The sequence below is a fragment of the Alteromonas sp. NFXS44 genome (genome assembly GCF_040148705.1).
GTDB lineage: Bacteria > Pseudomonadota > Gammaproteobacteria > Enterobacterales > Alteromonadaceae > Alteromonas.
This window is the reverse complement of the sequence record NZ_JAGDEA010000001.1, coordinates 310,543-326,006: the sequence shown is the minus strand read 5'-3', so window position 1 is coordinate 326,006 and position 15,464 is coordinate 310,543. Positions and strand designations below refer to the sequence as shown.

Here is a 15,464-nt window from a genome sequence, read left to right as displayed (position 1 = left end):
AACAACAAGCCGACTGTTTTGATGAACAGCCGGCTTTTTTACAGCTGATTATCAGAACGTGTAGTTCGCCGACACCAGGTAGCTGCGACCGGGCTCGTTAAAGGTATTTGCACCGGCACTGGAAGCCTGTGTGCCTTCACGGCGGACTTCAGTATTAATGAAGTTCTTCACTAACAGGTTGAAGCTCAGATTATCATTAAACTGATAAACCGCATTCAGGTTAGCAATGGTATAGGCATCGCGGTCCTCACCGGTAATTGCCTGACCTGAAGTCTGGCTCAGTTCCGGACTTTCAGTCTTACCATAGTGCTGACCACTCAGTACCAATTGGATTTGCTCTGTTGCCTGCCAGGTCAGCATGGCGTTAACCGTGTAGTCCGGCACGATTGACAGCGGTATACCGGTTTCTTTGTCTTTCGTTTCCAGCATAACAGTAAGGTTTGTCGACCACTGAATACTGTCAGTCAGGTTAAACTGCAGGTTACCTTCCAGACCACGTATTACGGCTTCAGGAATGTTGTACCACTGGAAAACCTGAACATTGGCTTCACCACCCTCTTCACTGGGCAAGATGTATTCCGGCGCTACGTTACCGGTACCGATGCGGTTCTTGTAATCGTTATGGAAGTAAGTGATACCGGCGTTTACTCCTTCGTCGTTGGTATAGTTAATACCAATTTCTTTGTTCACTGAAGTTTCGTGTTCAAGATCAGGGTTACCGATAATGTGACAGCCCCCGCCCAGGCTTGAGAAGTCCAGCGGACAACCATTACCACGGGTGTAATACACGTAGTTAGGGTTCAGCTGATACAGGTTAGGGGCTTTAAACGCACGGCTGATACCACCCTGTACAACAATATTCTTTGTTGCCTGCCAGGATGCATTCAGGCTGGGCGATACATTCGTGCCGGCTTCGCTGTGATTGTCAAAACGGATACCCGGTGTAACTGTCAAAGAATCAGAAAGCAAAATGTTATCTTCCACATACACACCAATCAGTGTGGCATCAGTTTCAGACGGACGGCTATCAGGATCGGCAGTAGCCCCCGGAATTTCGCTTTCATCAGCCACATTTAGAGTAAGCTGATTACTCACTGCGTCATCCAGCGTCTCGCCGCGGAATTCCGCACCGAATGTTGCCGTTTGCGCAAAGCCCCCCGGCTCTAATGGCACGTTCCATTCCGTTTTAGCTGTGATGTTAGACAACTTAATAGTGGTTTTCTCAAGGCTGTTGATAGCACCTTCACCACCACCGGCAGAGCCTTCGCCCAAGCGGCTGTTGGTTGTACCTTCGTACTGAATATAACTGAACGAATCACCGAAATCGTACTGACCTGTGTGGGTAATACCCAGCGTGCGGCGGTACATCACCAGGGTTTCTTCCCCAATCAGTGCCAGCGCATCGGTTTCGCCAAGTTCATCTTCAGTAGGGATAATCGGGTTGTCGTTTTCGTCTACGCCGTAACGGATCCCCTGGAAGGCGTTATCACCGGCATATTCATTACCCTGGCGGCTGAATGCCCCTTCGAAATCCCAACGGTGTTCTTTACTTTGCCGGAAGCGAACCAGTGTACGGAAATCCATATTCTCCACACCTTCACGACCTGCCCCAACTGCTTTAGCCGAGCCACCACGACCTGTCGATGTATCTGTAACTTCGAGGTTCAGTTGCGGATCATCCGCTTCCTGTTTGTTGTAGTTAACAATGGTGCGGTGAGAGAAGCGGTCTGACAAAGGCGCGCTGCTGACTACATTGATACGGCGGTTACCGCCTTCATATTTATTTTGCGGAATTTCCGTTTGCAAAGACACGGTGGTTGACGCCACTTCAGGGGATTTGGTGATGATATTAATGACACCACCCGACGCACCTGAGCCATATCGGGCAGCAGCCGGACCACGAATAACTTCAATACTTTCAATAGCTTCAGGCGGCACCCAGTTACTGTCACCACGGGTGTTCCGCTCCCCCGAGCGTCCCATTTTCACTGAGTTACGTGATAACACCGGCTTACCGTCAATCAGGATCAATGTATTCTCTGGCCCCATCCCGCGAATATCAATTTGACGCTTGTTGCCGTACTGACCTGAAGACGAGTTACCGGTCAGGTTAATACCCGGCATGGTACGTACGATTTCGGAAATATCATTGGTGACCGGACGACGCTTGAAGTCTTCTTCTGTGATTACCGATACACCCTGCGCCTGCTTCAGTTCCTCTGAAGCGGCTTTTACAACGGTGACATCCAGCGTTTCCGGCTCTTCCTGTGCAATGGCTGAGAGTGAGAAAAGAGAAGTGATAGCAGCGGACACAGCGGTGCACACAAACTTCCGGTTTGTTTTAAACATGCGAGATTCCTATTTAAGTACGGATTTTTACAAATGATAATGATTCTTATTATTTTTATTGAACGCATTATACTTAAGTAGAACTGTGTTACTACCTCGCAAAGTACTTTTTCGGTGGAATTAGGGTCAAAGTTGAGTGAAAATTTTACGAAGAACAGATGAAACGCACTCTGCACGAAACGGTCAGCGTTTAAGGAAAACTAGCTGATGGCGGTTTTTAATGCAGAGCGGTAGTTGATTAATGTCGTCCGGCAGGCGTGTGCCACTGCCCCTTCCTCTTTGCCCTTCAGTTTCAGCAAATCGACAAGGTCAAACAGCGAATTTTGTTGCTGCCTGCTGTTTTTCTGTAACAGATAGAAGAAGCGCCGGCTTTTACTGATTACGGCGCCGATAAACTTATCCATACGCCGCTGCTCACACTCGTACACATCAGTAATAAGCTGGCTTGCCATTAACCTGCCTATACAGTCGGCGGCAGAACAGTCTTGTTTATTACATTCCGACACCCAGGGGCAACAGGCGCATAAATCCTGAATATCTGCCCGCAAGCAGTGCATAACAGGTAACTTACGATCTGACTCCAGCCATGCTGACAGCTCTTTGGGTGCAGGTGTAGCTGCGAGATCCATCAAAAACTGATAGTGATGAAGCAAAAGCGCACCAACCCGTGATTTGTTGTAGAACACTTTTTCTGTTTTGAGAAATTGCCTGAAGGTGGAAATTTCAACGGCCGATGCACTGCAGATCCGTTGAGATCTTGCATCGTCGTATAATAAAACGAGCGCCATGACTTTCTCCGTTTACCACGTAAAGCGCCTGGATGTTTGACTGGTTTGCGGTGGCTTACTCTGTTTCAGAGCGGCCCAAAAAACGAACCAGTAAACCACATGATGCAGCTGTGCCCGCAGACAACAGCAAAAAGATAATTGCTTCCATCGTTCGACTCCCACTGAATGTAAAGTTTATCCGGCAAAAAACAGGCCCCAGTACCGGGGCAAATGCCTGAAGTGTGATCATTATTATTATGATAGGGACAGTTTTAAGATACACCGCAAAACCTAATAACGCAAATGATAATTATTACCAATTAGAAATTAAAATCATTTAAATTGCTTTATCACATTGATATTTGTCACGAAGTCTCTAATACTAAAGTCGACAATTTGTTCTCAGTAGCATGCCCTGACAAAGACGTTTTACTTTTTTACAAGGAGCACTGCGGCTTTGCCCAATGGCGGGTATCAGGCGTGTTTCTGACGATTCCTTTCTTTGTCTGTCAAAAATGTTGTTAATCCGTCACCGGAACTCGCTGTTTTTCGCAGTCTTACTATACTTTGCTTAAAAATCCATCAAGCAAATCGTGTTGTATTGCTCCGCTTTACTTTCTCAATTGAAATGCGAGGAACGCAACTTGAATTGGTTACATCGATTTTCTCTGGTTCAGCTCACGCTGATCAGTGCCGCACTATTGTTTGTCTTTGCTTTTTTCCTGGTTGGTAAAGATGTGAGTTATACCCTCGCACAGCGCTCAGGTGCCGGTGACGATACGGCTCTCATCCAGTTGCTCGACCGGCTGGAAAAAGTGGCCCATCATCATGCCGTTGAACGGGGACTAACAGCAGGCTTCCTGGGCTCAGGCAGTGATGAAGCAAAAGCGAAAGTAGATGCCCAGCGCATTAAAGCTGACGCGGCAGAACAACAACTTATGGCACTGCTATCCGGCCAGTGGCCGGAAAGCTTCAATGTGCCGCGAAAAGTCGCTTTGTTGCAGGAAACCTTGAAAGCTAAGCCTGCGATCAGAAAAGAAGTGGATGCCGGCAATGGCAAAAATGCCTTTGGCTTTTTCAGCAAGCTGAACAAATCTGCTCTGGATGCAGCCTCAAATCTCACTCTGAATATTGATAGCAGTGAAGCGGCGACAGAGCTTACCTATGCGATTCAATATGCGTGGCTCAAGGAGCGGCTTGGACAAGTACGGGGCAAAGTGAATGGCGTGCTTGCTAAACGCGCCGTAAATCCTGCCGCCCTTAACGAAATTTCTGCCTACGAGCAGGATATTGGTTACATCACAAAGCAATTGAATAATTTGCTCCGCGGGAATGACCTTTCAGCATTTAAGCAGGTTGCAGACTCTGCAGACGCCGGATTAATGAAAAGCGTGGTGGATGCCTTGCAATCTGACCCCGTTAATTTTTCTATTCTGCCGGCTCCTGCTGACTGGTTTCAGGCCTCCACACGGCAAATCGGTCAGGTTAAGCAACAGCTGGACAAGCAATGGCAGCGCATAAACAGTATGGCCATCAGCAACAGCGAAAAGGCTGACAGTCAGCTCATGTTGATAGTCGGGTTTTCACTGGTTATTGTGCTGGTCATTGGCTTGCTCTATTTCTTTATGATTTCACTGTTACGCCAGCAGTTACGCAGCCTTTCAACCAACCTCGACAAGGTATCCGGCAACGGTGATCTTACAGTCAATATACGATTGCCGGACGATAACGAGCTGGGGCTAATTTCCGGCTACATCGATAAGACCATCCATACATTACGGGATTTACTGCAAAGCGTGAAAGAGTCAGTGAGTATTTCAAACCGCATCAGTGACGACTTATATAAGTCGACTTCTGTGATTTTAAAAGACGCCGACGATACATCCGGTAAGGCTATGGTGATTTCTTCTGCGGCTGAAGAAATGGCAACTACCAGCGAAGAGATAGCCCGTTCAACATTAAAAACGCTTGAAGCCAGCCAGGCATTAAAAGGCATTTCAGAACGCTCGCTGGCCGCAAACCGGGAAATTAAAGTCGCCATGCAGGCGCTAACCAAAGACATGGACAGCGTGGCTGCCGAGGCACAAACCATGGGTCAGCAGGTGTCTGAAATCAGTACGATTCTGAATACAATTAACACCTTGTCTGAGCAAACCAACTTGCTGGCTTTAAACGCAGCCATCGAAGCAGCACGGGCAGGCGAACACGGGCGTGGTTTTGCCGTGGTCGCCGATGAAGTAAGACAACTCGCTACTGCCAGCCGTGCTTCGACGGATAAAATTTCAGACTTACTGGAAAACCTCACGAATGTGAGTAATACGGTTATCAGTGGGATCAGCAGCAACAATGAGCGGGCCTTGGAATCCCTGAATGTCACAGCTCAGGGCGAACAGGCGGCAGAAGAAGTGAAACAGGGTGCCGGCAACGTGGAACAGCTTGCTAACACCATGTCGGCAGCCACCGAAGAGCAGTCGGTTACTGCCCGTCAGATAGCTGAAAATATTCTTGGCGTACAGGATGCCGCTGCTCATGAACATACATTGGCGCAGGAACTGAACAAGCTGGCAGAGAAGCTCAAACAAAACAACGAGGTACTGCAATCGAAAATGCACAAGTTCCGCGTTAACTGATGGATAAAATTGGCTTGACTAATTTACCTGTCTCCCTATGCTTTTACGGTTAAGCAGACAGAAAATCAGAATCAGGCCATGAAAGTAGAAGCGGTAAAAGTACGCAGACTTTATATCGAAGTCGCCACACAAATAGAAAGTCAGATCCGCAGCGGAAATATCAAACCGGGCGAGCGTTTACCCTCAGAGCGTGACCTGGCGGTACGGTTTGAAGTGAGCCGCCCCACTATTCGTGAAGCGATGATTGCCCTTGAAATTGCCGGCCTGGTGGAAATTCGCACCGGGTCTGGCATTTATGCTTTGCCGCTGAATGAACTGGATGCAGGACAGCTGGACGATGTACCCGGTCCCTTCGAAGTACTGGAGGCACGCCTTCTGGTTGAGCCTGAAGCGGTTAGTCTTGCCGCCGCCAGAATAAACAAAGAACAACTTGCGGTACTGGAAAACGCCCTTCGCATTATGGAAGACAGCAAATCCAGTGAGAAAGCCAAAGAGCAGGCTGATGAACTTTTCCATTGCACCATCGCAGCAGCGACCGACAACAGCGCACTGGAATCTTACGTGAAATGGCTGTGGGGATTGCGCAATCAGTCAGTGCTCAGTTCCACATTCCACCAGCGGGTCCGGGATTTAGGCGTTCACCCGTATGTAGATGAACACCGGAAAATCCTCAATGCACTGAAACTCCGCGATCCGTCCAGGGCCAAAAATGCCATGCACGCCCATATATCCAACGCCATCGAACAGGATATGGATGTTTTGCAGCTTGACGGAAGATAGCGGTAACCTGTCTGACCAAAAATGCCTGCGGCTGCAGGCATTTTTATTTCACAGGTTAATCATAAATCTGCTTTAACACCGTATCGATGTAGTAGCGGGACAACGCCATCGACGCCAGATAATCCGGCGAACCGTCTGTTTCCAGTGTCATCCAGCCTTTGTACTGATGCTTCTTCAGCAGCGCGTACAGCCCTTTAAAATCCAGCACGCCCTCACCCGGTTCCCAGAACCAGCGCTTACCGTCGTCCTGAATTTCAGGATCTTTAGAGAAGCGAACTTCATCCGGCAGGCCCGGGTCTGCGGTGTCTTTCAAATGGAATCCGCTGATGCGATCGGCATAGGTATCATAGAAATCCAGTAAGTCTTCGCCCATCAATGAAATCTGCGCGGTATCAATGCAGTAGAAAACCGACTCCGGATTGGTCATTTCAATAAAGCGGCGGTGCTCGTTCAGATTAATGCCACAGAAGAACTCATTGTGCAGCCCTACTTTGACCCCTTTTGAAATGGCATAGTCACCGATGGCGTTGATGGCGCGGGCACAGTTTGCCAGTTGCTCTTCGTTGAGCGGGCCGATGCCATGGTAGTTGTCGGTAGGACAGGTATTCATTTGCGTACCGCCAAACTTCACGATGGTGTCTACCGCGTCTTTACCGGCCTGCACCACTTCGTCAAATTTATCTTTCACGTGGCAGGCGTGTGCACCATGGAACATTCCGGTCACTTCCACACCGCGGGCAGCGGCAAAATCGCGGAATGCTTCCGCCGACCCGAATAACGGCGTGAGGTCGGCCAGATCCCAGGGCGCAATTTCAATGCCGTCGAAGCCAAGGGCTTTCTGATATTTCAGCAGCTTGTCCCAGTCGGCGTAATACACGCTGTTGGTGTTGTCTTCGTAGTAAAAATCACGAAAGTTAGGTACCTGCACGTAGGGCACAACTTTCCAGTGACACATATTGGCATAACGGATATTCGACATAACTCAGGCCTCCACAACGTCAGACAACGGGGTCTGTGAACAATGCTGATTGATCAGCGCGCGGTTCCGTAACATGGCGCGCATGGGGTCGCGGGTATGATGGTTAGAAAAGCACACTTTTTCCGGAGGCAGCGACCCGCTTACCCTTTCCAGAATGTCATTCACCGGCACCCTGCCCTGACCGGCATCACAGAAAACCTGAGTGGCCTGCCCGGGCGGGAACTCCGGATTCGGCGCATGGGCAAAGGCACAGCTGTCTTCAAGCCGGGTATCAGAAAGCTGTACGTAGGCAGTGATATCAATATTTGTATTCAGAAAGGCAGCAGGATCTGAACCGCTCAATGCAATGTGTGCGTTATTTACCACCAGCTCCACGTTGTCTTGCTGACGACAAAAGTCGACTACTATACTTACCGGCAAAATGCTCCAATATTCCGGCCGCAGGCCTAACTTCACACCTTCGTCTTTCGCTTTTGCAGCTAACTCTGTAAACAGGGTCAGGGTGCGCGCAATAAAATCTCCGGCATCCTCTTTTAATCCCGGATGATAGTGAAACAGCCGGCCAGCATAGGCAGACGGTGACAACACCAGAATGTCTGCGCCCAGATCACGGGCAAAGCCAATGGCCTGGGTGGCGAAGTGACCGAACGCGCCGAAATAAAAATCCATATGCGGATTACGCACAAACAGGTTTGGCGTGAAAGTGACCGCACTCACACCGCGTATGCCTGCTGAAGCCAGCAATGCCCGGTAGCTTTCACTGTTGCCGTATTTGGTTTCAATACTATAAGGCGTCATAGGCACGCCGCTGCGACCACCAAACTGCCACACGGGCTCGAAAGGCACTTCAATATGGTCAAACCCGGCCGCAGCAATCAACGGATACAATTCTTCCCAGAACTGACGGGTTTCATAGCGGTTACGGTTAGGCTCCTGGTAGTGCCGGTTTATCATGTCCAGGCTCATGGCGTAATGGCTGCTCATACGGCCTCCTTGTTAAACGCGGTAATTTGCTCACGGATAAACTGCAGCGCCTGCGACGTCGCCACAGACGGATAACACTCAACGCCAATGGCGCCGCGATAGCCGCTGCTTTCAATAAGCTGAAGCATGTTATGCCAGTCTACTGAACCTGCACCCGGCTCATGGCGACCGGGGAAATCGGCAATCTGGATGTGGCCAATATGGTCTTTTGCCTGCTCCAGCGTCGCAGCAACATCTTCACCTTCGGCCAGAGAGTGATAGATATCGTAAAGCACCTTCACACTGTCGCGGTTTAAGGTTTTCGCCACATGCAGTGTGTCGCTGGTGTGGCTGAAGAATACGCCGGGATGATCAACACGGGTATTTACCGCTTCCAGCAACAGGGTTAGCCCATGCTTTTCTGCGACTTCTGCCGCACGACCAATGGCCTTGCACACCACCGCCAGCGATGCCTGCCGGTTCAGAAACGGTGCACCGGTACCGGAACCGCACACCAGATGCTGACAGCCCAACGCTTTAGCCTGCTGCGCTGTTTGCTCAACGGTTTCGATAAACTTGTCGTGGGTGTCTTCCAGCACCAGCATGATGCGCGGGTCCACCAGCATGGTATGCAGGGTCACATTGTGTTTTTCCAGTGCTCCGGCTACCTGCGCGGTTTGCGCCGGAGGAACGGCAAACACTTCCACTTTGTTAATGCCACATGCCGCAGCCATTTCGATGCGCTGACTTAACGCATCACCGGCTTCATGGAACATGTATTCAAGATTGGCTGATAAACTGAACATGGTGGTTTACTCCATACCCAGCGCTTTGCGCGTGGAGGCCACGGCCTGCGCCGTTGTCATATCGTTAAGCACGAACTCCATGCCAATCCACCCTTTGTAACCTTCAGACTTCAGCATGCTCATGACTGCCTGCCAGTCGATGTCGCCGGTACCCGGTGCGCCACGTCCCGGCATATCCGCAACCTGAATATGCTCAACCCATTGCATACGACCTTTCAGCACGGTAGTCATATCATCACCCATTACGAGCGAGTGATACGCATCGTAAATCAGACGCAGGTTCGGGCTGTTTACCGCTTCAACCAAATCCAGGGCAACAGACACAGACACCAGATACATGCCCGGGTGATCAACCTTGTCATTAAGTGGCTCCAGCAGCAGTGTTACCTGCTTCTCTTCTGCCAGCGCCGCGGCCTTCTTCAACGTTGCTACAGCCAGTTCGAAATGTTCCTCAGGGGTTTTACCCGGCAACACAAAGCCGGAGGCAATAATCATTTTTGCGCAGCCCAGTGTTTGTGCGGCCCCTGCAGAGTCTTCGATAGCGGTAAGCAGTTCTTCCTGCTGGGTTAAGTCAACAATACTGCGACGGGGATCTACGCAAAAGCTGGTCAGCGTCAGGCCGGTTTCATCCAGAGCGGCTTTGATATCTTCAACGGGCTTATCGCGCCACAGGTGAAACTCCACCCCATCCAGACCCGCCTTTTTTGCGCAGTGAACGCGGTCGGCGAGGCTGTCGGCTTCATCGGCAAATAACCATTCAATACAAGCGGATAATTTCATTTTGATTCCTGTAATTATTAATAATAAGACTAAGAGGTTCGAGCTGATGCTTGATCAGCCGGATAGAAACGAATGCAAATAAACTGCAATGCGAAAACAACCAGCGGCAGGCCGTAGTACAACCAGCGCATGGTGGAAATGGCGTTCTCAGGCACGGCCTGCGGGGAGTAGCCGCTGAATGCCAGCGCCCAGGCCACACCGGCGGTGCCCACTGCCATGCCAATTTTTATTGCCAGTGATACCCCGGCAGCAAGCAAGCCTTCCTGACGGGTACCGAATAATGCCTGGTGATAATCCACGGCTTCTGCCGCCATGGCGTAGATAGAGGTCATGGTGATGCTGATCACCAGCGACGAGAGCACATACAGGGTGAGGAATATCACCGGCTCTGATTCAAATAAGGGGAGTAATCCGAACAGGATTGCGCCGGCGATCAGTGCCACAGAGTCAGTTTTGATAGTGCCGAAACGGCTGAGAAAAGGTCTGGCAATAAACGCCCCTACCAGCAAGGTGCCGGAGAGCGCAGGTAACAGCACTGAAATCGTCCAGGGCTGTTGCAGCACGTTGATCGCAAAAAACGGGGTCAGAGAAAGTAATGCGCCGAAACGGATGAAGTTCAGCAACGCAAAACCGGAAGCGGTGTTCCACGCCCGGTTGCGGAACATTCGCGACACATCAGTTTTGATTTCCAGTTTGTTAGCGGCAACAGGCTGTACCCGCTCTTTGCACAAAGAGAAGCAGGTTAGCAGCATGACAAGCGCAGCCATTGACACGATGGCCGCCATGATGAGATAGCCCTGCTGCGCATCGCCCTGACCGAAGTATTCAACACCGGGCAGGAACAACGCGGTGACGACGATGACGCCCACCGAGGTTGCCACCGAACGTGCGGCACTTAAGTCCACCGTGTCTTTGTGATGACTGCTCATCATCGGTAACATGGCGCTGTAAGGAATGGTGACCACAGACAACAGCAGGCCGAGCAGGAAATAGGTAATGGCGGCATACAGGAAGCGCATGTTTTCAGACGCATCCGGCACGTAGAACGTGGCAACACCCAGCACAGCAAAGGGCACGGCCCCGTAAAGTAAATAAGGCCGGGCTTTTCCCCATCGGGAAGTAGTGCGGTCTACCGACAGGCCAATGGCCACATCGAAAAATGCATCAAAAATACGGGTGAAGAAAAACAGCGTACCTAAAGCAGCGGCAGGTAACAGCGCGACATCGGTATAGAAGATTAACGCAAATGCACTGACGGCATTCCAAACCAGGCTGGCAGCTACATCGCCGGCACCATACGCCAGCACCTCACGGCGCTTTAAGATACCGCGGGGTGTTTCAGGAGAATCATTGACAGATGAAACGGAAAAAAGTGTCTGTCCGGACATACCAATAGCCTCGTAAAGGCGCTATTTAGTGTCCTGGCGCGTTGTGCAGACAACAATAAAAAGAAGAAGATGTTACTGACGAAGAGTGACTCCGCCCGGGTGTTCAGGCTGTTTCAGAAACAGCCCGTTCATCCTCAGTATCCACCAATAGACACGAAGCGGTCAACCATGAGTAAAGCGGCGATACCGGCCATATAACAATAAGGAATAGGATCGCGCACGACCTGCGATGTGTATTCTCTTGCACGACGAAAAGACTGATTCATAACCATCTCCTGCGTAACGTTTTTATTATTCTTTGTTCAATTAGTGTATAGGGCGTTCCGGTCCAACCCGAAACTTACACTCAATATACAATTGATTAACACAGTGCGAAAATTAGTCTTTTGGATACAATCTATGGAGAAAATCGTTAGATAGCGTTACAGGTATCTGTGAGAAAGTCGATGAATGCCCGGGATTTGTTCGACAACAGTCTGCGTGTCGGGTAAATGACCGACAGCGTCGCTGCGGTCACATCAAAGCTCACTTTAGGAAACACTTCTTTCAGCGTGCCGTCTGCCAGTTGCTTCTTACAATACTGATAAGGCACCAGCCCGGCGCCAAAGCCGCTAATTACAGCATCCCTTACTGAAAGCGGGTCATTCACCCGAAACACCTTAGAATATAAATCGATTTGGCTTTTGGTTTGATCGATTCTTATCGGGAAACGACGCATGGCATACCGGGACTCTGCAATTCGGACGTGAGACTGCAGGTTAACCATTTCGTCATGCAGCCCCTCTGCCTGTATATATGCCGGAGAAGCAACGCAACACAATCGGCTGTGGTACAGCGTTTTCACAATTAAATCTGAGTCGTTAAGCGCACCGACCACCACTGCTAAATCAATTTGTTCTTTGATGATATCCAGCGCCTGATTCGTGACCACAATTTCAAGGGCGATATCAGGATACAACGCAGCAAACTCACTTAATCGCGGGGCCATGATTTCTCTGGAGAAGGCAATAGGCATAGCCACCGTCAGGCGGCCGGAGGGATGACTCACCAGCCCCTGCATGGTGTGAGCAGCTTCATCAACCTGCTCCAGAATGCGGATGCTTTCGCGGTAAAATACCTCGCCTTCCGTGGTCAATCGAACGTTTCGCGAATTACGTTCCAGCAGCCTAACGCCGAGGGCCTTTTCCAGCTGACTGATGATTTTACTGACCGAAGACTTAGGTAAATCCAGTTGATTAGCAGCGGCAGAGATCCCCAATGTTTCAGCCACCTGAACAAACACGGGTAAATGTTCAATATTCCACTTTCTTTCCACTGCCAGCACCTGCTTTTAATCGTTTCCCAAATACGAACAATGCGTTTCCGGGGAACCAATTGTTACAACATCTTAACACTAATAACATCCCCCCTACTTCGAAAGCAAGTGATTAGTTGTAGCCATGAATCTGAATCAAATAATAAATACACCACGGCTTACAGGACTCCATCTGCGGGTGCTGGGAATTTGCTTCCTGCTCAATATGTTAGACGGTATGGATGTGCTGGTTATTTCGTTCGCCGCGCCGTTTATTTCCGATGCCTGGGACGTGTCACCGGGTGCGCTGGGTATTGTGTTCAGTGCCGCTCTGGTGGGCATGGCGCTGGGTGCCGTGTTCGTTTCCCCCTATTCGGACAAACTGGGCCGCAAGAAAATTATCGTCGGCAGTATTTGCATCATCACCGCAGGCATGTGGCTCACGGCTCTTTCAGGTTCAGTAACCGAACTGGCCTTCTTCCGCTTTGTGGCTGGTCTCGGCATTGGCTCAATGTTGGCCAGCCTCACCTCATTGGTGTCGGAATATGCACCGGATAAATACCGGAATCAGGCGATTCTTATCCTTCACGCCGGCTATCCCATAGGCGCAATTATCGCCGGCTTTATGGCCGCACATATTCTGCCGCAATGGGGATGGCAGCCGCTGTTTGAAGTGACCGCCCTGATATCTCTGTGTGCACTACCTCTGGCCTTGTTTTTATTACCCGAATCGCTAGATTTCTTAATTTCACGGCAACCCGCAAAGGCACTTGAAAAAGTAAACCGTATTTTACTGAGCCTGAAGCATACCGTTGTATCCGGCCTGCCCCGTGTCGAAGCCGAAGCCACAACCTCTGCCGGACTATCCGCTCTACTCACCAGCAATTTGCGCAGTGCTACGCTGCTGCTCTGGCTGGCCTTCATGATGGCATTCGCCAGCCTCTACTTTCTGTTGAGCTGGGTTGTAAAACTTGCTGTTGATGCCGGACTCCCCGTAGAAGATGCCATGCTGGCGGGCATCTCATTAAATCTGGGCGCATTCTTTGGCTCTGTACTGCTGGGATGGCTGTCCTCAAAAATGGGGCTTATCCGGGTTATTTCGGTGTTCTTTATTTTAGGTGCCATCGCGTCTGTGGTGTATGGCACTGTCGACATGAATGTGGCCGGCGCTATTGTCGCCATCTTCATTCTGATGTTTTTTGTGCAAGGCGGTTTCACCGGTTTATATGCTGTGGCGGCCCGCCTCTATCCCACGTCGATCAGAACCACCGGTGTTGGTTGGGCAATCGGGGCAGGACGGGTTGGTGCCGTCAGTGGCCCTGCACTGGCCGGTGTGCTGATTGGTGCAGGCATTCCCGTGGGATGGATGTTCATTATCTTCAGTATCCCCTTGCTGGTCGCCACAGCAACCATTCTGAAAATCAATCATCAACCTGTTAAAAAGGACTGAATCATGGCCAGAATTATCGGCGGCATCGGTGCCTCACACACACCAACCATTGGCTTCGCGAAAGACCGGCACACTAAAGCAGATGCGCAATGGACCGGCACATTTGATATTTTTGAGCCCGTCACCGCCTGGCTGGAAGAGAAACAGCCCGACGTGCTGTTTGTGATTTATAACGACCACATTACGTCTTTCTTTTTCGACCACTACTCGCCTTTTGTTCTGGGTGTCGACTCAAAATACGAAACCGCTGATGAGGGAGGCGGTCCCCGCGAGTATCCGCCAGTAGCCGGTCACGCTGAACTGGCCCGTCATATCGGGCACTCCATGTTTGCAGACGAGTTTGATTTGTCGTTCTATCAGAATAAACCGGTGGATCATGGCATGTTCTCACCGCTATCGATGATGACGGACCGGGGTAACGCCTGGTCCGGCTCCGTAGTGCCATTACAGGTAGGCGTACTGCAATTTCCGGTACCCACTGCCCGACGCTGTTACAACTTCGGCAAAGCCCTGCGTCGTGCCATTGAAAGTTACCCTGAAGATCTTGATGTCGCCATTGTGGCTACCGGCGGCCTGTCTCATCAGGTACACGGTGAGCGTTGCGGTTTTAACAATGAAGCCTGGGACGAGAAATTTCTGACTTTACTGGAGCACGATCCCGAAGCGCTGACCCACATTACCCATGCGCAGTACGCTGAGCTTGGCGGCATGGAAGGCGCGGAAGTGATCATGTGGCTTATTATGCGTGGCGCGTTATCTTCCAGCGTGACATGTGTGCACAAAACTACCCATTGCCCGTCGATGACCAATATGGCCACCATCATTTTTGAGAACCACAGCCAGACCGGTGAGGCAACCAACGAAGCGCACCGTGCTCACGTGGGCCATCAGTTGAAAGGTGTTGACCAGATTGCCGGTACGCACCCGTTCACGCTGGAAGTATCCCACCGGGCTTACCGGATTAATGACTTCCTGCATCGTCTTATCGAACCCGCACACCGCCAGCGTTTTGTTGATGAACCAAAGGCATTATTTGAAGAATTCGGCTTATCTGCGCAGGAATGTGAACTGCTTAATCAACGGGACTGGATTGGCCTTATTCACTATGGCGTGATTTTCTTCAGTCTGGAAAAGATGGCGGCAGTACTGGGTATGACCAATCTGGATGTGTACGCGCAAATGAGTGGTAAAACCCTCGAAGCGTTCCTCGAGACACGAAAAGTTGCGATGACTTATTCTGTATCGGGCAATAAAAAGTAACCCCTGAAATCTAAGAGA

13 protein-coding genes are annotated in these 15,464 nt (G+C 50.4%); 4 read left to right on the top strand and 9 right to left on the bottom strand.

Features of this window, described 5'->3' with window-relative positions; all coding sequences use genetic code 11:
- Nucleotides 1-51 precede the first annotated feature (51 nt).
- Both J3369_RS01410 and J3369_RS01405 read right to left on the bottom strand, forming a co-directional pair.
- Entirely contained in the window at nt 52-2,349 is a 2,298-nt protein-coding gene (locus J3369_RS01410) for a FepA family TonB-dependent siderophore receptor (RefSeq protein WP_349582908.1), read from the bottom strand.
- A gap of 200 nt (nt 2,350-2,549) precedes the next feature.
- Nucleotides 2,550-3,137, bottom strand: coding sequence for a hypothetical protein (locus J3369_RS01405; RefSeq protein ID WP_349582905.1), 588 nt, complete (start codon nt 3,135-3,137; stop codon nt 2,550-2,552).
- 623 nt (nt 3,138-3,760) lie between these two features.
- Here J3369_RS01405 and J3369_RS01400 point away from each other — a divergent pair.
- Both J3369_RS01400 and J3369_RS01395 read left to right on the top strand, forming a co-directional pair.
- On the top strand, nt 3,761-5,746 hold the full coding sequence (locus J3369_RS01400) for a methyl-accepting chemotaxis protein (RefSeq protein WP_349582902.1): 1,986 nt from the start codon (nt 3,761-3,763) through the stop codon (nt 5,744-5,746).
- Nucleotides 5,747-5,824: 78 nt separating this feature from the next.
- Nucleotides 5,825-6,526, top strand: a complete 702-nt coding sequence (locus J3369_RS01395) for a FadR/GntR family transcriptional regulator (RefSeq protein ID WP_349582899.1) — start codon at nt 5,825-5,827, stop codon at nt 6,524-6,526.
- Between the two features lie 55 nt (nt 6,527-6,581).
- On the opposite strand, the gene J3369_RS01390 is transcribed toward J3369_RS01395, so the two are convergent.
- The 7 genes from J3369_RS01390 to J3369_RS01360 all read right to left on the bottom strand — a co-directional run bounded on the left by J3369_RS01390 (nt 6,582) and on the right by J3369_RS01360 (nt 12,757).
- Nucleotides 6,582-7,505, bottom strand: coding sequence for a sugar phosphate isomerase/epimerase family protein (locus J3369_RS01390; RefSeq protein ID WP_349582897.1), 924 nt, complete (start codon nt 7,503-7,505; stop codon nt 6,582-6,584).
- Between the two features lie 3 nt (nt 7,506-7,508).
- On the bottom strand, nt 7,509-8,489 hold the full coding sequence (locus tag J3369_RS01385) for a sugar phosphate isomerase/epimerase family protein (RefSeq protein ID WP_349582894.1): 981 nt from the start codon (nt 8,487-8,489) through the stop codon (nt 7,509-7,511).
- Nucleotides 8,486-9,274, bottom strand: a complete 789-nt coding sequence (locus J3369_RS01380; RefSeq protein WP_349582891.1) for a TIM barrel protein — start codon at nt 9,272-9,274, stop codon at nt 8,486-8,488. Before J3369_RS01380 ends, J3369_RS01385 begins: the two co-directional genes overlap by 4 nt.
- A gap of 6 nt (nt 9,275-9,280) precedes the next feature.
- The gene (locus tag J3369_RS01375; RefSeq protein ID WP_349582888.1) at nt 9,281-10,054 is read right to left on the bottom strand and encodes a TIM barrel protein; all 774 of its coding nucleotides are present in this window, start codon (nt 10,052-10,054) and stop codon (nt 9,281-9,283) included.
- Nucleotides 10,055-10,083: 29 nt separating this feature from the next.
- Nucleotides 10,084-11,442: an MFS transporter gene (locus tag J3369_RS01370; RefSeq protein ID WP_349582885.1), complete on the bottom strand. Its 1,359-nt coding sequence runs from the start codon at nt 11,440-11,442 to the stop codon at nt 10,084-10,086.
- Between the two features lie 134 nt (nt 11,443-11,576).
- On the bottom strand, nt 11,577-11,708 hold the full coding sequence (locus tag J3369_RS01365) for a hypothetical protein (protein ID WP_269748657.1): 132 nt from the start codon (nt 11,706-11,708) through the stop codon (nt 11,577-11,579).
- 146 nt (nt 11,709-11,854) lie between these two features.
- Nucleotides 11,855-12,757 (bottom strand): LysR family transcriptional regulator, encoded by a 903-nt coding sequence (locus J3369_RS01360; RefSeq protein WP_349582882.1) that lies wholly within the window; start codon nt 12,755-12,757, stop codon nt 11,855-11,857.
- Between the two features lie 124 nt (nt 12,758-12,881).
- Between J3369_RS01360 and J3369_RS01355 the strand changes: the two genes are divergently transcribed.
- A complete protein-coding gene (locus J3369_RS01355) occupies nt 12,882-14,186 on the top strand; it encodes an MFS transporter (RefSeq protein ID WP_349582879.1) in 1,305 nt (434 codons plus the stop codon).
- Nucleotides 14,187-14,189: 3 nt separating this feature from the next.
- Complete coding sequence (locus J3369_RS01350; protein WP_349582877.1) at nt 14,190-15,446, top strand: gallate dioxygenase; 1,257 nt, start codon at nt 14,190-14,192, stop codon at nt 15,444-15,446.
- The last annotated feature ends 18 nt before the right edge of the window (nt 15,447-15,464 follow it).

Bases quoted from the DNA above. Each gene is read 5' to 3' on its own strand.
- J3369_RS01365 (WP_269748657.1), bottom strand. From the start codon at position 11,708: ATGAATCAGTCTTTTCGTCGTGCAAGAGAATACACATCGCAGGTCGTG.
- J3369_RS01355 (WP_349582879.1), top strand. From the start codon at position 12,882: ATGAATCTGAATCAAATAATAAATACACCACGGCTTACAGGACTCCAT.
- J3369_RS01380 (WP_349582891.1), bottom strand. From the start codon at position 9,274: ATGTTCAGTTTATCAGCCAATCTTGAATACATGTTCCATGAAGCCGGT.
- J3369_RS01405 (WP_349582905.1), bottom strand. From the start codon at position 3,137: ATGGCGCTCGTTTTATTATACGACGATGCAAGATCTCAACGGATCTGC.
- J3369_RS01385 (WP_349582894.1), bottom strand. From the start codon at position 8,489: ATGAGCAGCCATTACGCCATGAGCCTGGACATGATAAACCGGCACTAC.
- J3369_RS01370 (WP_349582885.1), bottom strand. From the start codon at position 11,442: ATGTCCGGACAGACACTTTTTTCCGTTTCATCTGTCAATGATTCTCCT.
- J3369_RS01410 (WP_349582908.1), bottom strand. From the start codon at position 2,349: ATGTTTAAAACAAACCGGAAGTTTGTGTGCACCGCTGTGTCCGCTGCT.
- J3369_RS01390 (WP_349582897.1), bottom strand. From the start codon at position 7,505: ATGTCGAATATCCGTTATGCCAATATGTGTCACTGGAAAGTTGTGCCC.
- J3369_RS01395 (WP_349582899.1), top strand. From the start codon at position 5,825: ATGAAAGTAGAAGCGGTAAAAGTACGCAGACTTTATATCGAAGTCGCC.
- J3369_RS01375 (WP_349582888.1), bottom strand. From the start codon at position 10,054: ATGAAATTATCCGCTTGTATTGAATGGTTATTTGCCGATGAAGCCGAC.
- J3369_RS01350 (WP_349582877.1), top strand. From the start codon at position 14,190: ATGGCCAGAATTATCGGCGGCATCGGTGCCTCACACACACCAACCATT.